At 45.4% G+C, this 21633-nt stretch carries 19 protein-coding genes; 11 read left to right on the top strand and 8 right to left on the bottom strand.

Features of this window, described 5'->3' with window-relative positions; all coding sequences use genetic code 11:
• Positions 1-34: 34 nt before the first annotated feature.
• Positions 35-1828: an aminopeptidase P family protein gene (locus J4N42_RS14150; RefSeq protein WP_252028857.1), complete on the bottom strand. Its 1794-nt coding sequence runs from the start codon at positions 1826-1828 to the stop codon at positions 35-37.
• 98 nt (positions 1829-1926) lie between these two features.
• A complete protein-coding gene (locus J4N42_RS14145; protein ID WP_252028855.1) occupies positions 1927-2868 on the bottom strand; it encodes a LysR family transcriptional regulator in 942 nt (313 codons plus the stop codon).
• Positions 2869-2993: 125 nt separating this feature from the next.
• On the opposite strand from J4N42_RS14145, the gene J4N42_RS14140 reads away from it, so the two are divergent.
• Both J4N42_RS14140 and tsrA read left to right on the top strand, forming a co-directional pair.
• Positions 2994-4172, top strand: coding sequence for a multidrug effflux MFS transporter (locus tag J4N42_RS14140; protein WP_252030850.1), 1179 nt, complete (start codon positions 2994-2996; stop codon positions 4170-4172).
• Positions 4173-4259: 87 nt separating this feature from the next.
• Positions 4260-4541 carry an H-NS-like global regulator TsrA gene (gene tsrA, locus J4N42_RS14135; protein ID WP_252028854.1) on the top strand — a complete coding sequence of 94 codons (282 nt, stop codon included), beginning with the start codon at positions 4260-4262 and terminating at the stop codon, positions 4539-4541.
• A 59-nt stretch (positions 4542-4600) separates the two neighbouring features.
• On the opposite strand, the gene asnC is transcribed toward tsrA, so the two are convergent.
• Positions 4601-5065 carry a transcriptional regulator AsnC gene (gene asnC / locus J4N42_RS14130; RefSeq protein WP_252028852.1) on the bottom strand — a complete coding sequence of 155 codons (465 nt, stop codon included), beginning with the start codon at positions 5063-5065 and terminating at the stop codon, positions 4601-4603.
• A gap of 105 nt (positions 5066-5170) precedes the next feature.
• Between asnC and J4N42_RS14125 the strand changes: the two genes are divergently transcribed.
• The 3 genes from J4N42_RS14125 to J4N42_RS14115 all read left to right on the top strand — a co-directional run bounded on the left by J4N42_RS14125 (position 5171) and on the right by J4N42_RS14115 (position 9855).
• Positions 5171-8317 carry an EAL domain-containing protein gene (locus tag J4N42_RS14125; RefSeq protein ID WP_252028850.1) on the top strand — a complete coding sequence of 1049 codons (3147 nt, stop codon included), beginning with the start codon at positions 5171-5173 and terminating at the stop codon, positions 8315-8317.
• A 139-nt stretch (positions 8318-8456) separates the two neighbouring features.
• A complete protein-coding gene (locus J4N42_RS14120; protein ID WP_252028849.1) occupies positions 8457-9236 on the top strand; it encodes a class I SAM-dependent methyltransferase in 780 nt (259 codons plus the stop codon).
• A 100-nt stretch (positions 9237-9336) separates the two neighbouring features.
• On the top strand, positions 9337-9855 hold the full coding sequence (locus tag J4N42_RS14115; RefSeq protein ID WP_252028847.1) for a hypothetical protein: 519 nt from the start codon (positions 9337-9339) through the stop codon (positions 9853-9855).
• A gap of 73 nt (positions 9856-9928) precedes the next feature.
• Here the strand turns inward: J4N42_RS14115 and J4N42_RS14110 are convergent, their stop codons facing one another.
• Together J4N42_RS14110 and uspA are read right to left on the bottom strand one after the other, a co-directional pair.
• Positions 9929-10807: a carboxylate/amino acid/amine transporter gene (locus J4N42_RS14110; RefSeq protein WP_252028845.1), complete on the bottom strand. Its 879-nt coding sequence runs from the start codon at positions 10805-10807 to the stop codon at positions 9929-9931.
• Positions 10808-10862: 55 nt separating this feature from the next.
• Positions 10863-11288 (bottom strand): universal stress protein UspA, encoded by a 426-nt coding sequence (gene uspA, locus J4N42_RS14105; RefSeq protein WP_252028844.1) that lies wholly within the window; start codon positions 11286-11288, stop codon positions 10863-10865.
• A 156-nt stretch (positions 11289-11444) separates the two neighbouring features.
• Between uspA and ftnA the strand changes: the two genes are divergently transcribed.
• The 3 genes from ftnA (at position 11445) to J4N42_RS14090 (ending at position 13665) form a co-directional block, all read left to right on the top strand.
• The gene (ftnA, locus tag J4N42_RS14100; RefSeq protein WP_252028843.1) at positions 11445-11972 is read left to right on the top strand and encodes a non-heme ferritin; all 528 of its coding nucleotides are present in this window, start codon (positions 11445-11447) and stop codon (positions 11970-11972) included.
• Positions 11973-12044: 72 nt separating this feature from the next.
• Positions 12045-12368: a universal stress protein UspB gene (gene uspB, locus J4N42_RS14095; RefSeq protein ID WP_252028841.1), complete on the top strand. Its 324-nt coding sequence runs from the start codon at positions 12045-12047 to the stop codon at positions 12366-12368.
• A 109-nt stretch (positions 12369-12477) separates the two neighbouring features.
• On the top strand, positions 12478-13665 hold the full coding sequence (locus J4N42_RS14090; RefSeq protein WP_252028840.1) for a BaiN/RdsA family NAD(P)/FAD-dependent oxidoreductase: 1188 nt from the start codon (positions 12478-12480) through the stop codon (positions 13663-13665).
• A 63-nt stretch (positions 13666-13728) separates the two neighbouring features.
• Here the strand turns inward: J4N42_RS14090 and J4N42_RS14085 are convergent, their stop codons facing one another.
• Entirely contained in the window at positions 13729-14361 is a 633-nt protein-coding gene (locus J4N42_RS14085) for an alternative oxidase (protein WP_252028838.1), read from the bottom strand.
• A gap of 295 nt (positions 14362-14656) precedes the next feature.
• The gene (locus J4N42_RS14080; RefSeq protein ID WP_457525035.1) at positions 14657-17083 is read right to left on the bottom strand and encodes a putative bifunctional diguanylate cyclase/phosphodiesterase; all 2427 of its coding nucleotides are present in this window, start codon (positions 17081-17083) and stop codon (positions 14657-14659) included.
• A gap of 230 nt (positions 17084-17313) precedes the next feature.
• Here J4N42_RS14080 and J4N42_RS14075 point away from each other — a divergent pair, with 230 nt between their 5' ends.
• Positions 17314-18138, top strand: a complete 825-nt coding sequence (locus J4N42_RS14075) for an HDOD domain-containing protein (protein ID WP_252028835.1) — start codon at positions 17314-17316, stop codon at positions 18136-18138.
• 4 nt (positions 18139-18142) lie between these two features.
• Here J4N42_RS14075 and J4N42_RS14070 read toward each other — a convergent pair whose 3' ends face one another.
• On the bottom strand, positions 18143-19051 hold the full coding sequence (locus J4N42_RS14070; RefSeq protein WP_252028833.1) for a DMT family transporter: 909 nt from the start codon (positions 19049-19051) through the stop codon (positions 18143-18145).
• A gap of 136 nt (positions 19052-19187) precedes the next feature.
• Between J4N42_RS14070 and rmuC the strand changes: the two genes are divergently transcribed.
• Both rmuC and ubiE read left to right on the top strand, forming a co-directional pair.
• The gene (rmuC, locus tag J4N42_RS14065) at positions 19188-20735 is read left to right on the top strand and encodes a DNA recombination protein RmuC (protein WP_252028832.1); all 1548 of its coding nucleotides are present in this window, start codon (positions 19188-19190) and stop codon (positions 20733-20735) included.
• Between the two features lie 114 nt (positions 20736-20849).
• On the top strand, positions 20850-21632 hold the full coding sequence (gene ubiE, locus J4N42_RS14060; RefSeq protein WP_252028831.1) for a bifunctional demethylmenaquinone methyltransferase/2-methoxy-6-polyprenyl-1,4-benzoquinol methylase UbiE: 783 nt from the start codon (positions 20850-20852) through the stop codon (positions 21630-21632).
• Position 21633 lies beyond the last annotated feature (1 nt).

Raw genomic sequence — 21633 nt, 5'->3', positions numbered from 1 at the left:
AAGAGTGAGTAGCCATTTTGTTTACGTTAGATTTTTAGTTCTTGTAGGCAAGAGGTTGAGTAGCATTGCGTAACCATGATCTAGCTTCGTCACTCACTAATGGGCTAATTTCCTGCCATACCTTTTCGTGATAGCTATTAAGCCAATTAAGCTCAAACTTGGTCAGCTTATTAACGTTAATGTTTCGGTAGTCAATCGGGCAACGAGTAAGAGACTCAAATGCAAGGACTGGGAAATCACCTTCAGTTTCTAACTCAACGACCAATTCGAGGTTCTCTATACGAATGCCAAACTTATCAGCACGGTAGTAGCCAGGCTCATTGGATAGAACCATACCTTTCAATAGTGATACATCGATTTGTTTCTTCGAAATGCTTTGTGGTCCTTCATGAACACTTAGGAAGTGACCAACACCGTGACCAGTTCCATGGTCATAATCATAACCCTCTGCCCATAGATGCTGACGAGCAAGTGCGTCAATTTGATAGCCCTTAGTGCCTTGTGGGAAGCGCGCTCTTGCAATGCCAATATGGCCTTTAAGTGCCAGAGTGAACTGATTAATCATCTCTGTACTTGGTTGGCCGATGGCGATCGTACGTGTTATGTCCGTTGTGCCATCAAGGTACTGACCACCTGAGTCGACTAAGTACAAAGAATCCATGGTGAGTTCACCTGGTTGAGGCTGATTCTCGTGATTATAGTGACACATGGCTGCGTTGCCGCCAGCTGCTGAAATGGTATCAAAGCTAAGGTCTTTTAAGGTTGGATCTTTACGACGGATGCTTTCAAGTTGGTCAGATAGCTTCGCTTCGTTATGTAGGCGTCCTGCAGCGACTTCGGTATCTAACCAATAAAGGAATTCAACCATCGCAGCACCATCACGCAGGTGGCACTGTTTCATGCCTTCGATCTCTACTGGGTTTTTAGTCGCTTTTGGTAGCAAACAAGGATCAGCTGCGCTAACCACTTTGGCACCACTATTTTGAAGTACTAACTTAAACCAAGCATTACTTGTGGTTGGGTCAACAAGGACTCGCTTTCCTTCTAGTGCTTCCAGGCGAACTTGAAGGGTATCCGGGTGATGGACTTCAACGTTAGGCCCTGAGTGTTGGTTGAACTCTTGTGGTAAACGACTTGGGTCTAGGAAAAACTCAATGCTTGAGTCGCTGTGCAAGATAGCATGTGAAAGCAACACGGGTAGTCGAGAGACATCGAGCCCGCGAACATTAAGTAGCCAACAGATTGAATCTAATGCGGTGATGACCGCGCTGTCTGCGCCCGATTTTTTGATGAGTTCTGCTATTTGAGTGCGCTTCTCGAAGCTAGATTGTCCAACTTGCTCAGTTGTCATCAACATTACTTCAGAGATCACTGGTTCTGGACGATCTGCCCAAAGTAGGTCTATTGGATTGATTTCAAGAGTGGATAAGTGATGAGTGGCACTTAAGGTTGCTTGCGCGTGATTTAGCCACGCTGCGTTATGCATACGTGGGTCGAAGGCGACTTTGCTGTCTTTAGCTACATTATCAACAATCCAATCGAGAGCGGGTTCTTCGATTAGGTGGCGGTATTCAAACAATTCACCTGGTACTTCTTTACGTACTTGAACGGTATATCGACCATCGACAAATATCGCTGCTTTATCTTGGGTGATGACGGCCGCGCCCGCTGAACCAGTAAACCCTGTCAGCCAGTGTAGTCGCTCGTTATGGGCTGGGACGTATTCGCCAAGATACTCATCTTCGTGAGGAATGATGATAGCGTCGAAGTTGTTGTCATTGAGCCAAGCACGCAAAGCGGAAACACGCTCATTAGTTGAATGTAGCATCTGAAATTATCCTTGTTTTGATGTCCTATCGCGAGAATCTCATTGAAAGTTAAGAACGGTAGACGAATAAGCTACTCCTTTTACCGTCAGCCTGCAAATTATCTGAGGTGAAGAGTTTTTTGCTTAATAATATTTCTTAGCCAGGTCAGTGCTGGGTCATTCTCTCTGTCTAGATGCCAGAAAAGGGTGTAGGCCATTGGCGGAAATTCCATTGGTAGAGGGAGCACGACTAAGTCCATCTGTTTCGCGACTAAGTGGGTAAAGTGGCTAGGTGCAGTGAACACAAAGTCGGTGTAGGTGCATAGGCTCGCCGCGCTATTGAAATCCGGCACTGTAATAGCGATGTCTCGTTCAACGCCAATATCGGCCAAACGATAATCGAGTAGCCAACGGTCATTACCGTCGCAGCGTACTTGAACATGACGCATCGAAAGGTAGGTATCGAGCGTCCAATTGCCGCTTAGAACTGGGTGGTCTTTTCTGACTACACACATTTGAGTATCTCGATAGATCTCCTGCTCACAAATATCATCGGGAGGGAGCATAGTTAGCTTCGCGTCATTTATATCGATATCTCGCCCGGTGATACCTAAATCTAATTCTCCCAATTGAAGCCTTTTAAAGGTTTGGTCAGTCCACGGGTGTGTTGAGATGTTTAGATTTGGGCCATGTTGAAAAATAGCTGGCAAAAAGTGAGGCAGTATTAGTGGGTACACACTTTCTACTGCTGCGATGTGAAAGCGATATTCACTAGAGCTCGGGGAGAACTCTTCAGGTTGAGTAATTAGCTCAAGCTGATTAACCAACACTTCAAGCTTTGGTTTTAAAAACAGAGATTTAGGTGTGGCTTTTAAACCGTGAGAGGTGCGAATAAACAATGGATCATCAAACTGCTCACGCAGCTTTGCCAATGATTTACTCACGGCAGATTGACTTAAGCATAAACGGTGCGCGGTACGAGTAACGCTGAGTTCTTCAATCAAAACATTGAGGCACACCAATAGGTTGAGGTCTATACGGGCCAGCTTTTCGATATTCATTGTGATTTTCCAAAATGGAATAATGGTAATGAGTATACGCCATTTTCATTCATATCATAGTTTCTCTAAGATGAGCGCCATTGAAGTAAAGTTTATAGGAGTTTCTTGTGTCGAATACGAGCGTAATGCCAAACAGCAAGTTGCAAATGATGTTACTGACTTTGTTGGTACTGTTTAGCCCATTAGCTATTGATATTTACTTGCCTGCGTTACCCCAAATTTCTCAGGCGTTTCACGTGGAACACGCTCTAGCACAAGACACTATTACATGGTTCCTATTTGCCATGGGTGTAGGCCAACTGTTTGCTGGCCCACTGGCAGATAAACTCGGACGTCGAACTGTTGCATTGGCGGGAATTGGCATCTATGGCTTGAGTGCTTGCTTGGCGTGGGCAGCTCAAAGCATTGAGTGGATGTTAATGGCTAGGCTGCTACAAGGCTTAGGTGCGTGCGCGACATCAGTAGCAGCTTTTGCAACAGTTCGCGACATTTTCGGTCCACAGAAAAGTGGCAAGATGATCAGTTACTTGAATGGTGCGATTTGTTTTATCCCAGCATTGGCTCCGATATTAGGTAGCTGGCTAACTCAGCAATTTGGCTGGCGAAGCAACTTCAGCTTTATGGCAATCTTCGCGCTAGTGATTGGCCTGTTGATGCTGACTTCTATGAAAGAAACTAATCCCGCAACCGAAAAGCAAGCGGTGTTTAAGTTTGAACGCTACTGGTCGGTATTGAAGACACCTTCATTCTTATTCCATGCGTCGATGTGTATGTTGGCGATGGCGGTCATCCTAGCTTATGTAACTTCCGCACCAGTTGTGTTGATGGAAAACCTAGGGCTAACTATGAATGAGTTTACCTTCTGGTTCGGAGTTAACGCGGTGATCAACATTGCCGCATGTATGAGCGCTCCGAAGTTCATGGATAAGTTTGGAACACGTCTGTCTCTGATTGTTGGTGTAGTCATGCTACTGCTGGCGGGTGTTATCATGTTGCTATTAGCCAATACTCCAACCGCATTTGCGTTCATGCTGCCAATTTTCATTTCGTCGGTCGGTTTTGCTTGGATACTTGGCTCTGCCGCGGGCAAGGCGTTAGCTCCTTTTGGAGACAAAGCGGGAACAGCCGCTGCACTGCTTGGTTTGTTTCAAATGAGTGGTTCGGGCCTAGTAGTGGGAATCATGCAACGTACTGGTTTAGAACCGCAGTTGATGATTACTCTGCAAATGTGGTTAGTGGCACCGGCTTTGATTATCCTGTTTTCTAAAGCAGGTAAGCGTTGGCATCAGCAGGCGATGGCGTAAATCAAGGTAAAGAGTGTTTTCCTACTGTTAAAACAGGTGTATATTTACCGTTCACTAACAAGTTAACTAATTGGAATCACACCTGTAATGGCAATAACGACTTATGAAATGGCTCGCGTTTTGGAGCAGCTTGAAGACTCACCTGAGAAGGTAATGTTCGGCAAGCTACTGAACGAGTTAGGGAACCAAAGTGGTGAGCGTATTCGTAGCGCAGCCAAGCAAGTACCTATTCATATGCTTCGTGATATCGTATTTCAATTTCAGCAGGTGATTGAAGCCAGAAAAGACGAACAAGTTGAGTTGATGGCTAAGCAGCTAGCCGAGCAGGGGATTTCAGCTGAAGAACTGAAAGCGTACTTAGAACGTTAGTCGAACCGTTTCGTCTTAAAACAATTTTGAAAAGGGCTCATTGCTATAATGAGCCTTTTTTATGGATTCACGTTACGGTTGATCGGGTTTTGTAGCGAGATAAGAGTCTCGGTCGACTGTACCTCATCGATGGCTTGCAACTTATCAATCAGTACATACTGCAGCTCTTCAATCGAACGGCACATCAGTTTCACGAAGATATTGTACGCACCAGTGGTGTAGTAGGCTTCAACCACTTCCTCTAAAGCATTGAGTTTTTCTAGTGCAGAATGGTAATCGCGCGCTGCGTTCAAATTAATGCCAATGAAGCAACACACGTCATAGCCAAGCTTTTTGGTATCAACGATGACCTCGGTTCCTTGAATTATCTCAGCCGCTTTCATCTTTTCGATTCGAACGTGAATGGTGGCAGGGCTTACCTCAAACTGTTTGGCCATTTCTGCGTAGGGTTTACGGGCATCTTCCATGAGCGTCTTGAGAATGGCTTTATCTAGCGTGTCTAGTTTTGTCGTGGCGCTTTGCATTGTGTGTCCTTAGACAATTTCGAATCAGAAATTTGGGGATGGAGCGAGTATAATTTATCATCACTATCGATTCTATTACCCATACTCAACAACGAGAAACATCCTTTGCGCTTTATTTTTATATTATTCGCTAGCTTGATTAGCTTCAGTGGTTTCGCTCAAGAAAAGGATGTGCTCGTTGTTCACTCCTATCACCAAGGCTTTTTCTGGACTGATGCGTTTCAGAAAGGACTTGAAAATGTGCTATCAGAGCAAGATGTTTCTACTCGAGTTGTCTACTTAGATACCAAAAGGCTACAGAGCCCTGAGTACTTAGAACAACTGTACCAGCTGTACAAAACCAAATTTGAGCAAGAGCAATATCGCGCTGTGGTTGTGAGTGACAATAACGCCTTAGATTTGATGAAGCGGCTGGCTCCACAATTAGGCGATACGCTGGTGGTATTTGGTGGTATCAACGACTACCAACCAGCTTTACATGCTGGGCTTAAAGCGACCGGTGTCAATGAAGACACAGATATCCTGAGTAACATCACCCTAATTAAAAAACTGCAGCCGAATGTTAAGAAAGTCTACGTAGTAAGCGACCATTCGGTGACTGGCAAAGCAGTGCGCCAACAAGTAACCAAGTTTCTTAATTCTCATCCTAGTTACCAATCGCTGATTGAAAACTACACGCCCACTACCTACCAACAGCTGAAAACGTGGGTAGGTCAGATTGATAGTGAGGAAAGTGTTTTATTCTGGGTTTATTACCGAGATGAGAACGGATGGGTAGTGAACGATAAAGTATGGCAGTCGTTCAATGAGTACGCATCAGCACCCGTTTATATGGTTCATGACCTAGGGTTGGGCAACGGCGCTGTCGGTGGGGTGATTCAAAGTGGTAAGCAGCAAGGACGAGAAACCGCGCAAGTTCTGATAAAAGCGTTGAATAACCCCGATAAACCGCTACCGAAAGTGAAAGTCGGTACCCCTGAAATTAAGTTGGACTATCAAGCTTTGGAGCACTGGGGACTCGGTGTCGATAATGTTGCCGATGCAGTGTTGTTCAATAAGCCTAAGACTTTCGCTGAACGTTACCAACAAGAGCTCAAATGGCTTGCGGCAATCATCTCAATTTTCAGCGCGATTATTTTCTTCCTTGTCTATTACTTACGAAAACTTAAAGTCAGCCAGCAAGCGGCGATTAACAGCCAGGTATTACTGGAGTCGGTATTCGACCAGACCTATCAGTATATTGGCATCCTAGATCAGTTTGGACGTATTCAGTCGAACAACAGCAAACTGCAGGAACTGCTTTACGACAAGCATTATCAATTGAATAAACCTATTTGGCAGCATAAACATTGGCATCGCGACTCTTCAGAGCAGATCGAAGCATTCTTCAATCCAGACAACAATGATAGTGCCAGTGTCAGCCAGTTTGAAGGTGAGTTCTGGCATCGAGAACAGGGTTCTATGGTGCTTGAGATTACACTCAAGCAAATGCAGATAAAGAGCGATCGAGAGCATCAGTACCTGTTTGAAGCGCGGGACATCACCTCTAGAAAAATTACTGAAGATAAACTGTTTCAGCGTGAAGCTAAGCTTAGTCACTACTACGATCAGCAGCCAGTAATGATGATTACACTCGATGAGTACAATCGTATCCAGCAAGTTAACCGGTTCGCCGAGCAACTACTGGGTCATCGCTCTGGTGATCTGTTAGGACGAAAACTTAAAGAGTTTTATACCCATAAAGAATCTATCGAACCTAGGCAGGTTCTGCTGCAGCCAAAACAGGTGATGAAAGGTGTATGGCGTCGTGAAATAGAGTATCGCCATCATGATGGGCATGCTGTGTGGGTGAGGGAAAACATCCGTCCTATGGTTGAATCGGGAAGCATCTTAATTGTTGGCGAAGATGTATCGCAAAACAGAAAGCTTGAAGCACAACTGGAATATCAAGCACGTTACGACTTGCTCACCGATACCTACAACCGTAACTACTTTGAGTTGGAGCTAGACAAAGCACTGAAAGAAACGCAGAGCCATATGCGCACTCATGCCATGCTGTATCTCGATATGGATCAACTCAAGGTTCTTAATGATACTGCTGGCCATGAAGCGGGCGATGCGGCGATTCAGTTCTGTGCCAGTATGCTGGAAGAGATACTGCCGTATAAGGCTTTGCTGGCTCGAATGGGGGGCGATGAGTTCTCGATATTGTTGAAAGACTGCACCGAGAACGACGCGGTAAGGTTGGCGAAACAGATCATTACTACACTCAGTGAGCAAGCGTTCCTGTGGGATGATATTCGCCTAAACCTAACTTGTTCAATTGGTATTCGGTTGATAGACCATACCGCTTCTTCACCGCAAATGGTTCATGCTCAAGCTGACACCGCTTGTCATGCTGCCAAAGAAGAGGGGCGTAACCGTTTCAACTTATATTGCCCCGATGATGCGGATTTGCAGCGCCGAGAGCGTGAAATGGAAAGCGTTAACCTTGTCCACGATGCATTAGCTCATGACCGCATTGAACTGTTTGCTCAGCGCATCCTCGACCTGTCTGAGCAGCAAGCCAATATGCACTTTGAGATACTCGTACGTATTCGTAACCCTAAAGGTGAATACATTTCTCCCGGGATATTTATGCCAGCATCAGAGCGATACAACATTGCTCATCTGATCGATAAACAAGTCGTAACTAAGACTCTTCATTGGCTTGAGGCGAACCCTAACTCACTAGAGCAGCTAAGCCGATGTTCAATTAATTTATCTGGGCATTCGATGGGCAACCGGGAGTTTATCCGCTTCCTGCTGCATACCCTAGAAACCAGCCCGGTGCCGTGTGAGAAGATATGTTTAGAAATCACTGAAACAGCAGCAATGAGTAACATGAACCAAGCTATTGAGTTGTTTACTCAACTCAAGCAGTTGGGGTGTGTGATTGCGTTGGATGATTTTGGTTCAGGCTTATCTTCTTTCGGTTACTTGAAAAAGCTGCCAGTTGATGTGGTGAAAATCGACGGAATTTTCGTTCGCGATATTGATGTCAATGAAATGGACTACATCATGGTGCGAGCAATTAACGACTTAGCTCAGCAAATGGGTAAGAAAACCGTCGCTGAGTTTGTAGAGAACACCCAGATCATTGATAAGTTGCAAGAGCTTGGGGTGAACTATGCTCAAGGTTATATCATCGGTAAGCCCAAACCGTTGGCGGAGCTGGTGGCCGAGTTGGAGGGGGAAGCTAGCAGGGCTTAGTTCGCTGTAAGTCAATCTAATGAGTTGCGCGATACGAATCATAGCGATAACTCCGTGTTTTCAATCCAATAGTCGTCGAAGCTAAAGTTAGGTAAACTGCTGCTCACTTACGACCGATACACCTTATCTGGAGCCTACGTTGCATCTACAACTGATTTGTGAAAACCCAAGTCAAACCCAACAGCTAGACGAGATAGCGGAGCGATGGGGGTTAGTTCACGACACTGACAGCTTATTTGCATTGGTACTGACTGACCAACGGCTAGAGTTACGTAAGCTCGACGAGCCCAAGCAGGGGGCGATCTATGTAGACCTTATCGGCGGCGCAGTTGGTCACAGGCGTAAATTTGGTGGTGGTAAAGGCCAGGCGATTGCTAAAGCTGCTGGGCTAAATAAAGGTGCGACGCCAACCATTTTAGATGGTACGGCTGGGTTAGGGCGAGATGCCTTTGTACTGGCGTCTTTGGGGTGTCGTGTGCAAATGGTTGAAAGGCACCCAGTGGTAGCAGCCTTACTGGATGATGGCTTACAACGTGCCAAGCAAGACCCTGAAATCGGTGTATGGGTTACGGAAAGGCTTTCACTTATCCATGCGTCCAGCCATGATGCGTTAGATAAACTTGCAGAGGATGGAACCTTCGCCAAGCCTGATGTAGTCTACCTTGACCCTATGTATCCTCATCCAGAAAACAAGAAAAAGTCTGCCTTGGTGAAAAAGGAGATGCGTGTTTTCCAATCCTTGGTTGGGGCCGACAACGATGCCGACGCACTACTGCAACCCGCAATGGCGTTAGCGACCAAACGGGTAGTGGTGAAGCGTCCAGACTACGCTCAATGGTTGGATCAGCAAAAGCCGACGATGGCGATAGAAACTAAAAAAAATCGCTTTGATGTGTATGTAATCGCATCAATGACTTAACGTTTAACTGACAAAAGTACACCATTTTCTGCTTGCTTACTTGCTGAGCTAAAGGTATATCTAACTAAGAATCATTTTTATTCTTAGCTTGGTGAGTAGTATGGCTAAACGATTTTGTAAGCTTAATCGACATGACATTGCGAGTAATTTAGGCGAGATACACCAACTGGTGACGGAGCCGAAATATGTTTGTCGTTCATGCGCTCGTTCTTCTGCGAGTAAAAGCTCGTTGTGTAAACCTGCTGCCATCCCACCAAAATCTTGCCAAGATAAACCGATTGAGCAACAACGCCAATGTGGCTTGCTCGCTGAGGCTTTATCGGACAACCAAGAAACTAAACTAGAACAGGTTGCATCTGCTGTCTTGCCTAGCGTAGAGGTTGAAGTGGTGGATACTGCACCCAGTGAGAAAACATCGAAGAAAGCATTGAAGAAAGCCAGCAAAGCACTCAAGAAGCAGAAGAAATATCACAAGAAGCTCAGCAAGGTGCTTAAGAAGCAACAGAAACTACTTAAGAAGCATCAAAAGCTAGAAGGTAAGTTCGCTCAAGTGAATGGCCAATTAGCAACGCTAAGTAGCACACCAGTGGAAGTGAGTACACACTCACAAGTTCATTAGAACCCATTAAGTCAGAATAAAACGAATATAAAAACGCCCGCAGTATTGCGGGCGCTTTGCTATTTGAAATGGATTAGGCTTGTTGGTATTGCTGCGCGACGCGGCGCTTAACCCAAGTTTCATTCACCCACAGAGATAGCGCAATAATGGCGCCACCAATCGACAGGCGTACTAAATCGACATCTCTATTCCAGATAACAATGTTGACCAGCAAACCGGCAGGTACCAGCACATTGTTCATCACCGCGAGTGCGCCAGCGTTGACAAGGCATGCGCCTTTATTCCAAGCAAAGTACCCCAATCCTGAGGCGATCAAGCCTAGGTAGATCAAAATGCCCCATTGCAGCTGGGTAGTAGGCAGTTTGTCGATATTACCCATCAACGCAAATGCCACTGTCGCAACACACAAAGCTCCCAAGTAGAAGTAACCGAAGACCGTGTGTTGTGGTAGTTCGACTGGCGATTGCTCCATAACGTACTTGTAACCAACCTGACCAATGGCAAAACATAGGTTGGCACCCTGCACGACCAAAAAGCCTAAGATGAAATTCTCATTGATACCATCAAACTTGATGAACGCTGCACCAGCAACTGCAATGGCTGCGGTAACGAGATACCAAGGAGAAAAACGTCCTTTGAGTAAGTCATAGATTAGAGTGACGTATATAGGAGTAAATACCGTAAATAGTAGGACTTCTGGTACTGATAGAAGAAGGAAAGACTGATAGTAGAAACAGTACATTAAGCCCAGTTGAAAACCACCAATGACCATTAACTTGGCGATCAATGACTTTTCAACACCACGGAATTTAAGGAACGGTAGAAACACTACGCTGGCTAAAGCGACACGGATCCAAACCGAAAACCATGAATCGACCTGACCGGCGAGGTAAACGCCGATCAAGCTAAATGAGAATGCCCAAAGTAGGGTGACTGCAGATAGATAAAACATGACTAATATTCATTATCAATAAGTGCCTGCAGTCTAACCGAGTTTGACGCTAGAGTCAGTCTTTGAGTGGTACCACCAGCATATCTACTGGAGAGCAATTGATCAGTTGCCTGGTCGAAGACAGAAGCTTGCTCCAAAAGTCTTGATGATGCCCACATACAACCAAGTCGATATTGAACTCTTTAATGGTGTCGCACAGCTCACTGCCAAGATCGCCGCTTCCCACTAGGGTGTGTTTCACTGGGTATTGAGCATGGTCGGCAAAGGCTTGTAACTGCTTCTGCGACGCTTCCATCGCTTGGTGCTGGGTTTCTGCAAGGTTGATGTCAATTAAGCCAGTGTAGAGCTCTGCGTAGTTCACATCGATATGAATAAAGGATATTTCGGCGTTCAATGGTTTAGCGAGCGCCACGGCTTTATCCACTAACACTTTGCTGTCTTCAGAAAGATCGACGGCAACCAAAATATGTTGATAACTCATGATGCTATCTCCTTGTAAGGGTCTATCTACAATTTAGCATCGGGAGGAGAATAAATTTGCAGCAGCGATCTCAGATCCACATTCACTGCGCAAGATGTTATGGTTATGAAAACTGATATAGTAAATACAACTAGATAGAGTCATTAGGAGTCGAAAATGTTGCCTCAAGCTATGGTTGATCAATTGAATGAGCAAATTAATCTCGAATTTTTCTCATCCAATCTATACTTACAAATGAGTGCTTGGTGTGAAGACAAAGGTTTTGAAGGCGCAGCCGAGTTTCTTCGTACTCATGCAGTGGAAGAAATGGAGCACATGCAGCGTCTTTTCACTTACGTAAGTGAAACAGGTGCGATGCCAATTCTAGGTGCAATTGAAGCCCCGCAGCATGAATTTGGCAGCCTTGGTGAAGTATTCCGTTTAACTTACGAGCATGAGCAGATGATTACGCAAAAAATCAACAAGCTGGCTCACGTTGCTTTCACTACCCAAGATTACTCTACATTCAACTTCCTGCAGTGGTACGTTGCTGAACAGCACGAAGAAGAGAAGTTGTTTAAAGGGATTTTAGACAAGCTAGACTTAGTAGGCGAAGACGGCAAAGCGCTGTTCTTTATCGACAAAGACCTAGCAGCACTGGCAAAAGAAGGTTCATCTTCTATCATGGATGCCCCAGCTGAGTAATTTCAGCGAAAAGACCTCTTAATTGATCGTCTTTTTCTCTCGGGCACAGTTAGAAGGTGTAGGGAGGAGAAGATGATCAGTGGAGATACCATTCTACTAGCGTTGATGCTGGTTACCTGTGTCAACATGGCGCGCTATCTAACGGCGCTACGCTCACTTATTTACATCATGCGTGAAGCGCATCCTTTGCTTTATCAGCAAGTGGATGGCGGCGGATTCTTTACTACTCATGGTAATGTCACTAAACAAGTGCGGCTGTTCCACTATCTTAAGAGTAAAGAGTACCATCACCACCACGACCCAGTGTTTACTGGTAAATGCGATAGAGTCCGTGAGCTCTTCATTCTCTCTTCTGGGCTACTTGCTGTTACGTTACTTGCCGCCTTCATGGTGTAACCCTAGATTGGCATTGTGCTGAATTGCCGTTAGAATAGCGGCCAAAGTTAGTAAGGATGTGCGCTTTCGCACATCCTTTTTTATTGCAATAGTTCGAGTAGACACTGTCATGAGTAACAAGTTTGATGTCGTTATTATTGGTGCAGGCGCTGCAGGTTTAATGTGCGCTGCCCAAGCTGGTATGCGAGGGCGCCGAGTGCTGGTGGTTGATAACGCAAAGAAACCAGGACGAAAAATCCTTATCTCAGGCGGTGGTCGTTGTAATTTCACCAATTATGACGTGTCGGCGAATAATTACTTATGTCGTAACCCTCACTTTGTTAAATCGGCGTTGTCTCAGTATACCAACTGGGATTTCATTTCTATGGTCAGCAAATATGGCATCGAGTTTGAAGAGCGTGACCATGGCCAGTTGTTCTGCCTCGATTCGGCAAAAGACATCGTGTCGATGTTGCTGAAAGAGTGTGAAATGCCCAACATCTCACAGCGTTATAAAACCGATGTACACCATATAGAGAAAACAGAATCCGGCTTCTCACTGCACCTTGATACAGACGTGATTGAATGCGAGTCGTTGGTGGTGGCAACGGGGGGGTTATCCATGCCTAAGCTTGGTGCGACGCCATTTGGTTATAAAATTGCAGAGCAATTCGGGCTACCTGTTGTGCCTACGACGGCTGGCTTAGTGCCGTTTACATTGCACAAGCAAGACAAAGAAGATTTTGCTGAGTTATCTGGCATTGCGATACCGGCGGAAATCACAGCGGAAGATGGAACGGTATTTAAAGAAGCTTTGCTGTTTACGCATCGTGGCCTTTCAGGGCCGTCTGTGCTGCAGATCTCATCATTCTGGAAAGCAGGTCAGAAGGTAACGATTAACTTAGTCCCAGAAGCGGACGTTAAGCAGCTACTAGAAGCCTCGCGTGAGAAGCACCCTAACCAAAGCATGAAGAACACGCTAGCCAAAGTGTTACCTAAGCGACTGGTCGAAGTTCTGATTGAGCGTAAAGAGATCTCAGACAAGCCTCTTAAACAATATAATCCCAAAGAACTGAGCGCTATTGTCAGCACGTTAGAACAGTGGCAGATAGTACCTAATGGCACTGAAGGCTACCGAACGGCAGAGGTAACCTTGGGCGGTGTTGATACTGACACGATTTCGTCGAAGACGATGGAATGCAAATCGGTAGCGGGCTTGTACTTCATTGGTGAGGTGATGGATGTAACAGGCTGGCTAGGGGGCTACAACTTCCAGTGGTGCTGGAGTTCAGGCTTCGCAGCTGGGCAGCGAGTGTAGCTAATCAGCCTTCATATTTGTTCAAAAGAGCCAGCGCAATGCTGGCTCTTGTTATTTTGGTCGCTAGCTTTGGTGAGCGGGAAGTTGTTTGTTTTTATAGGAATCAGCAAATTCGTGGTTTTTATCGCGGTGTTCAGCTTCATCGTCTCTGATTCTTTCAAGTACATCTAAGAAACTGGCATCGCTTGGTAGTTGGTAGTAGTTAATCGCAATCTGTGGTGCAGGCTGGTTGGGGAGGGTTCCATCTTGAATCTTCGATATGTATTCGGAATAACTGTTACACGCTTCTTCCTCAAAATAACCAACAATACGATGCGCGGTCTTAGAAGAAACTAAGTAAATAAAACCGTATATGATCAGGAAGATGAATTGCAGCGACATCACCATGATGCGCTCAAATATAGAAGGATGAGTGACATCGAGGAAAATCATTAGGTGCATTCGCTCGTTGTCTGCTTCGTCTAACAGCTCCTTTATCCAGCCGCCATCATCTTTCATCCTGCGCAGAGCCTTGAGGTGGTTACTGACCCCAGCCACCATCCCAGGGACAGCTGCAATGGTTTCCAGCAACATGGCTCTTTTGGCAAGGTGTTTACCGTAGAAAAGGTTGAGTGTTTTTTTAAGAAGTCGAGTGACCAGTAGAGCAGCTTTTTCTGACAAGCTCTCTGGTTGATAGTGTTTATTTTTGAACGACATATTAAATTTCCTGACTTATACAACTAGAGTCGATATATCAGAAAGTGTGCCAGTTTTTATGTGATTGTATTTATTGGTTTTTATTTTGATTTAGGTCTAATTGACCTTGTTTATTTTTGAGTCTTATCTTGTCTTTAGTGTCGATTTGACCTGGGTGGACTGTGAGTTGTGTAGAGTTATAGCTTGGGTCAATTTATTAGATGGCCCAAGATAAGATAGTCGTTAATTTTCTACCACCATATGAGGAAACGAAAGCTTCCTCATTGGTGTTAATACTTATTGTTGATGGAGCTTCTTAAGGTTCTAACAAGCGAGTTTGCGCTTCGGGCTTATCTGGTTTTCCTAGGTGAAAGCCTTGCCCACAAGAGCAGCCATGATCCAATAGATATTCATGTTGCGCTTGGGTCTCGATACCCTCTGCAATAACGGTTAAAGATAAGCTTTTTCCCATAGCCAAGATAGCATTGACGATGGCGTTGCTATCAGGGTTGTTCGGCACATCACTGATAAATGAACGGTCAATTTTCAATTTGTCGAGTGGTAGACCTTTTAGATAGGAAAGCGAAGAGTAGCCCGTTCCGAAATCATCTAATGAGACAACGACACCCAGTGAGCGTAGATCATTTAGATAGTTCGCTGCTTGAGTCGGGTCTTGCATAAAGAACCCTTCGGTTATTTCGATTTCCAAGTGTTCCGCGGGAAAGGCGGTTTGCTGAAGAATTTGCTTTAAGCGATTGGTGAAGCCACTGTGCTGCAATTGAATGGCTGATACATTGACGGCCAGCCGCTCAAAATAATAGCCCCTATCTAACCAAGCTCTACCTTGTTTACACGCTTCTGTTAGTACCCACTCTCCAATTTGATTGATCAAACCCGCTTTCTCTGCCACCGGGATAAATTGTTCAGGTGAGACAAAACCAAATTGAGGGTGGTACCAACGTAGTAATGCTTCAAAGCCGAGCAACTGCATCGTGCGTAAGTTGTATTGTGGCTGGTAGCGTAAACTCAGTTGGTTTAGTTCAATGGCTTCATGTAGTGCGCTTTGCAAACGGACGTGTGAGACAGAGCGAGTGGTGAGGTCGGGGGTATAAAATGCGTAACCGTTGCGGCCATTCTTCTTGGCTTTATACATCGCTGTATCGGCGTTTTTTAGTAAAGTCTCGGTGTCATTACCATCTTGAGGGTACAGCGCTACACCAATACTGGTCGAAAGTCTAAGAGACTGAGTATCAAGCGGCGAAAAAGGCTGGTTAAACAGAGACAAAATCTTGTGGATTACGACCTTCAGATTTTCAGTATCGTCGTACTCGGTGAGAACAATAACGAATTCGTCACCACCAATTCGAGCAATATGATCGTGATGCCTGAGTGTATGCTTGAGTCTATCGGCCAGCTCGATCAAGATTTGGTCGCCGCTATAGTGACCTAAACTATCGTTAATATGCTTAAAGTGGTCAATGTCCATAAACAGCGTGGCAAACGCCTGGTCGTGTTTAATTTGTTGACCCAGCAGGCTAATGATATGACTTCGGTTGGGCAGCTCAGTTAATGGGTCGTAGAACGCCATCTTTTCTAGTTTTTCTTCGTGAGCCCGCTGAGTGGTAATGTCCTCGAACACACAAATGTAGTTAATCAGTTGCTGGTGGTCGTCTTGAACAGCACTGATAGTGGCAATTTGAGGGTAAACGCTGTTGTCTTTGCGACGGTTAATAAATTCGCCCTTCCATTGGCCTTTATTGTTTAACTGTTCCCACAGCTGCTTATAGAATTCATCATCATGATGGCCAGATTGCAGAATTTTGGGATTTCGACCAATAACATCTTTAGCATCGTAGCCAGTGATTGTCGTGAAGGCTGCGTTGACGTCAATAATGTTGGCGCGGCTGTCTGTTATCAGCATGCCTTCTTGGGAGTTGTTAAATATCTTTGATGCTAGCTCAAGCTGATTTTCAACCATCTTCCTGCGGGTGACGTTTCGCGTCATGCCCAGTACGCCTAACGGTTCACCTTTACGGTTATTAACAGGAGACTTGATAGTTTCTAGCCAAACACTCTCGTTGTCTTTTCCCTCGGAAGGGCACTCCTCAACGATGAACTGCTTGCCACTTTCAATCACGACATTATCGGTGTCTGCAAACTTGTTCGCCAGTTCTTGGTCAAAAAGCTCGTTATCATACTTGCCGACAATCTTGTCGGTACTGAGCCCCCATGCTTGCTCGACGCTGTGATTGCACATCAAGTACTGACCATCCGCGCTTTTTATCCAGGTGTGGTCTTCTAAGCTGTCGATAAACTCCTGCAATGTTGGCAGTGAACCTGGCGTTGGAACAAACAATTGGCTGAGATCGTAACTCACTTTTGCGCAAAGTATTTCGATACTATCTTTAGCATTTGTTTGGACTGAAGGTTGAGTTTTAGCCACCAGAAAGCCAAACAACACACCATTTTCGCGCCAAATTGGGCAAGTGAGGTGTTGGGATTCTGTAGTGTTGATGTGATGACACTGGATAGTCATTGGGTTTATCTGAGCATGCAGCTGAGTGAGCTCTTCAAGTAAACCTTCTGAGTCAGATTGCTCGTCACATGGCGCGAATATGGGCTGCCAAGTTACACCATCTTGTAGGCAGTACAGCTGATAACAGTTCAGAGAATCTGAACCATATTGATGGAAAAGTTGACGCCAACTTTCCACCTGACTAGAGGGTAATGAGTAATCTGGCATAGCAAGCAATATCAATAAAGTGTTCAACATCTGCGCTATTTATTGTCTTGTATTGCGCAAAGAGTCAGCTCAAGGCTGCCTAGATTGTAACACTTTGCTCAATAGATACGCTATGAAGCATACGCCGAACTGCAAAGTGCGTGATGATATGCGTGCATTTTGACGTCCGAACTCACCGATCCTGACCTATATTAATGGAGTGCTATTGATTAAGCGGAAGGAGTAGACGAATGAGTCAAGAAGCGCTTATTTCTCGAATCAACGAACTGCCTCGTATTGAAAGTGTGTTGCAAGAATTGCTCGATATGGTGAACAGAGAAACCATAGATTTTGGTGAGCTATCGAAAAAAATGTCAATGGATCAGGTACTCAGTGCGCGTGTGCTTCGCATGGCCAATTCGGCTCACTTCGGTGGTGTAAAAGGGGTGTCGACTATTAACGATGCCATAGTCCGGGTAGGGGCTGGAGCAATCCGTACGCTTATTTCTTCCTCCATCCTCTCGACCACTTTTCCCAAGTTAGAGACGCTCAACATTAAAGACTATTGGGCCAATACGTTTGAAATCTCCATGATTGCCAGCACGCTAGCGAAAAGTGCTAAGTTGGATCCAAATGAAGTGTTCACCACAGGGGTATTGCACAACATCGGCGAACTGATGATTCATTCGTTAGTGCCAGATAAAGCGCAAGAAATTACCGCGCGAGTTGAAGCGGGTGAAGACCCATTGCAAGTACAGCGAGACGTACTCAAAACAGATGCCCAGCAACTGGGGGCCGTGTTAGCGGAAACGTGGAAATTCCCAGCCGCAATGGTAGATGCGATCGCGAACGTTAATCAGCCGAGCAAGGCTAATGAATCGAAGCGCTTGGCCTGTGTATTGTACTTAGCGCGAGATATTCATCGTCGGTGGGATTCGATGCTAGAGGAAGACGAGAAGCAGCATTACTTAGCCAATCACCCAGCTGCCAAGGCATTAGCGCTATCAGCCGACCTTGCCAGCGATATTGACGGGATTCGCGGGCAAGGCAGTGAAATGGCCTATCAGCTTTTTTAACTGGTTAGATCTGATTTTCTGCGGGGCGATCTTTTTTGCCCCATTTGATCTGCTGGATCACAAGGCCTGTGATGATAAGTACTAGGCCAACCAGTGTTGCAGGGTGGATTTCTTCACCAATGATGGTTGCCAATAGCATCAGAGAGATAAACGGTGAGGCAAAAATCAAATTGCTGATTCGTGCTGTGTTTTGAGTCGACTTTAATGCACTTAGCCACAGTACAAAGGTAACTCCCATTTCAAATAGGCCCACATAAGTGACCGCAGCCCAACCTTTTGTGGTGATTTGGCTCCATGGTGCACCTTCATAAATGCTTAGGCCAATGGCAAACGGAATGGCAATCAAAAAGCCAAGTAGCACACCGACAACCGGATCAGCTTTGTTCTTGGTGTTTAAAATCCAATAGCCAGCCCAAAGCAGTGTTGAAAGTAGCGCTAAACCAACCCCAAGTGGGCTATCAAACTGTAATCCGAGTAAATCACCTTTAGTGGCAATGACCACAACACCTAAGTAGCTGAACGCGCACGCTATCCAATCTTTTTTACGTATTGCCTGCCCCAAAAAAACAGCGGCCATTAACGTCAGAGTGATCGCCCAGCTGTAGTTGATAGCTTGAGCTTGGGAAGCGGGCAACAAGTCGTAGGCTTTAAATAAGATCAGGTAGTAGGCCAATGGGTTGATTAGGCCAAGCAGCAGGTAATAACCTGGATTGGATAAAAAGGTGGTAGACAGCTGATTGAGCTTACCTTGCAGCGCACAAATGATGATCAACGCGATGGCTGAAACCACACTCGCCATCGTTAGCATTTGTATCGGAGTAAACTCCGCCAGAGTCAGCTTAAACGCTGTCGCTACGGTAGACCAAAGTAATACGGCTGAAAGCCCAAATCCTATTGCGCGACGCTCGTTCATAGTGTCCTTTCTAACGGTAGTTTGAGGTGAGAAGCGCCTAGTCTATCTGTTGATTAGAAATGCGACAAACTGGACATTTATCCAGTATCGAAATACCATTTAACTAATTGTCTTTACGGTAGGTTACGCCTTTACAATGCAATGGATTATTGAGCATCAAGAGATTTTGATCAGTACCTTTGGCGGTGCAATCATCGCTGGTGGCGCTGCTGGTTGGTGGGTGAAGCAAAAAATGCAGTTCCATACTCGTTTATTGGAGCAGCAAATTGAGTCCAATCAGCAGCTTTATACCGCTCAATTGGAGCAGACAAAAAAAGAGCTACATGAGGTCCAATCGGAGCTCGACGAGCTCGACAGTGAGCGTGATAAATCGGCCTATGAGCTTAAACAGTCACACGGCAAGCTAATGGCTGTCATGGAAAAGCTGCGTTATTTTGAAGCTGTTAAGCAAGAACGCCAGCAGTATGCCGATGACCTTAACCAGATTCGTGAGCATAAGTCTCAGCTTGAAGCTCAACTGCGTGAGCAAGAAGCACGGCATGAGCAAGAAAACAAAGCCAATCTAGAAAAGCTGCAGCTGTTAGAGCAAGCAGAAGAGCGCTTAAAACAACAGTTTGAACACCTTGCTAATCAGCTATTTGAAACCAAGACCGCTAAAGTCGATCAGCAGAACAAGCAAAGTTTGGAAGGGTTGCTCTCACCTTTAAAAGAGCAATTGGAAGGCTTTAAGAAACAGGTCAACGACAGTTTTAGCCAAGAGGCGAAAGAACGTCATACCTTAGTCCATGAGCTAAAAAACCTTCAGCGCCTTAATGAGCAAATGACCAAAGAAGCTGTCAACCTGACTCAGGCCCTCAAAGGGGACAACAAGCAGCAAGGTAACTGGGGTGAAGTGGTCTTAGCGCGAGTATTGGCAGAATCGGGCCTGCGTGAAGGGCATGAGTACCAAACTCAAGTCAGCTTACAAAATGAAGCAGGCAAACGCTATCAACCGGATGTGATTGTCCATCTGCCTCACGATAAGCAAGTTGTGGTGGATTCCAAGATGGCGTTGGTTGCTTTTGAGCGTTACTTCAACGCAGAAACAGATCAAGCGAAAGAACGTGCTTTGGCCGATCACTTAGTGGCATTGCGCGCTCATATCAAAGGTTTAAGTCAGAAGGATTACCATCAGTTAAAAGGCATTCAAAGCCTCGATTATGTCTTGATGTTTATTCCGGTTGAACCTGCCTTTCAAGTGGCCATTCAAGCTGACCCTAGTTTGGTCAAAGATGCCATGGAACAAAACATTATCTTGGTGAGCCCGACTACCTTGTTGGTGGCACTGCGAACCATAGATAACCTGTGGCGTAACGAACGCCAGAATCAAAATGCTCAACACATCGCCGATAAAGCCAGCAAGCTGTATGACAAGCTACGTTTGTTTGTCGATGACATGGAGAGTTTGGGCGGTGCGCTAGACAAAGCCAACCAAAACTACCAAGGGGCGATGAATAAACTGGCGACAGGGCGTGGCAATGTTATCCGTCAGGCTGAATCCTTTAAACAGCTAGGGGTGGAGGTGAAGCGGCCTATCTCTCACAGCTTGGTGGAATTAGCCGGTCATGATGAGGAAGAAAGCCTTGAGGTTCACTTATCAAATCAATCAGATAGCACGGACTACGCATTAGCTAAATCTGAATAGGTATTTTGAGCATCAAAGAAAGACATCAAGCTGAGGATAAAGTAAACTAATCGCCCGCAGTACAAGGGCGATTCTTTGCTCATGTTGGTTAAGTGCTGCACAAGAGGAATCATCATGACGGATACAAACGTGCAATCAAAAACAGCGTTAGAAACGAATGAAACCACTCACTTTGGTTTCGAAACCGTGGCGAAAGAAGAGAAAGTCGCCAAAGTAGCAGAAGTATTCCACTCTGTGGCAGCGAAATACGACATCATGAACGACTTGATGTCTGGTGGTATTCATCGCCTATGGAAGCGTTTCACTATTGATTGCAGCGGTGCTCGTCCTGGGCAACGTATTCTAGATCTAGGTGGTGGTACCGGTGACCTAACCGCTAAGTTCTCTCGTATTGTTGGTGAGAAAGGCCATGTCATTCTGGCTGATATCAACAATTCGATGTTAAACGTAGGCCGTGACAAACTGCGCGATAGTGGGATTGTTGGCAACGTACATTACGTTCAAGCGAATGCGGAAGAGCTGCCATTCCCTGATAACTATTTTGATGCGATTACCATCAGCTTCTGCCTACGTAATGTCACTGATAAAGACAAAGCACTTCGTTCAATGTACCGCGTTCTTAAGCCTGGTGGTCGTTTACTAGTATTAGAATTCTCGAAGCCGATTCTTGAGCCGTTATCAAAAGTGTATGACGCATACTCATTCCACTTGCTGCCTAAAATGGGTGAAATCATTGCTAACGATGCAGACAGCTACCGCTACTTAGCGGAATCTATTCGTATGCACCCAGACCAAGAAACATTAAAAGGTATGATGGAACAAGCTGGCTTTGAAAATGCTAACTTCTACAACCTTACTGGCGGTATTGTTGCACTGCACCGCGGTTACAAGTTTTAGG

It is taken from the genome of Vibrio sp. SCSIO 43135, from assembly GCF_023716665.1.
Classification (GTDB): Bacteria; Pseudomonadota; Gammaproteobacteria; order Enterobacterales; family Vibrionaceae; genus Vibrio; species Vibrio paucivorans.
This window is presented reverse-complemented; position numbering and strand designations above follow the sequence as displayed.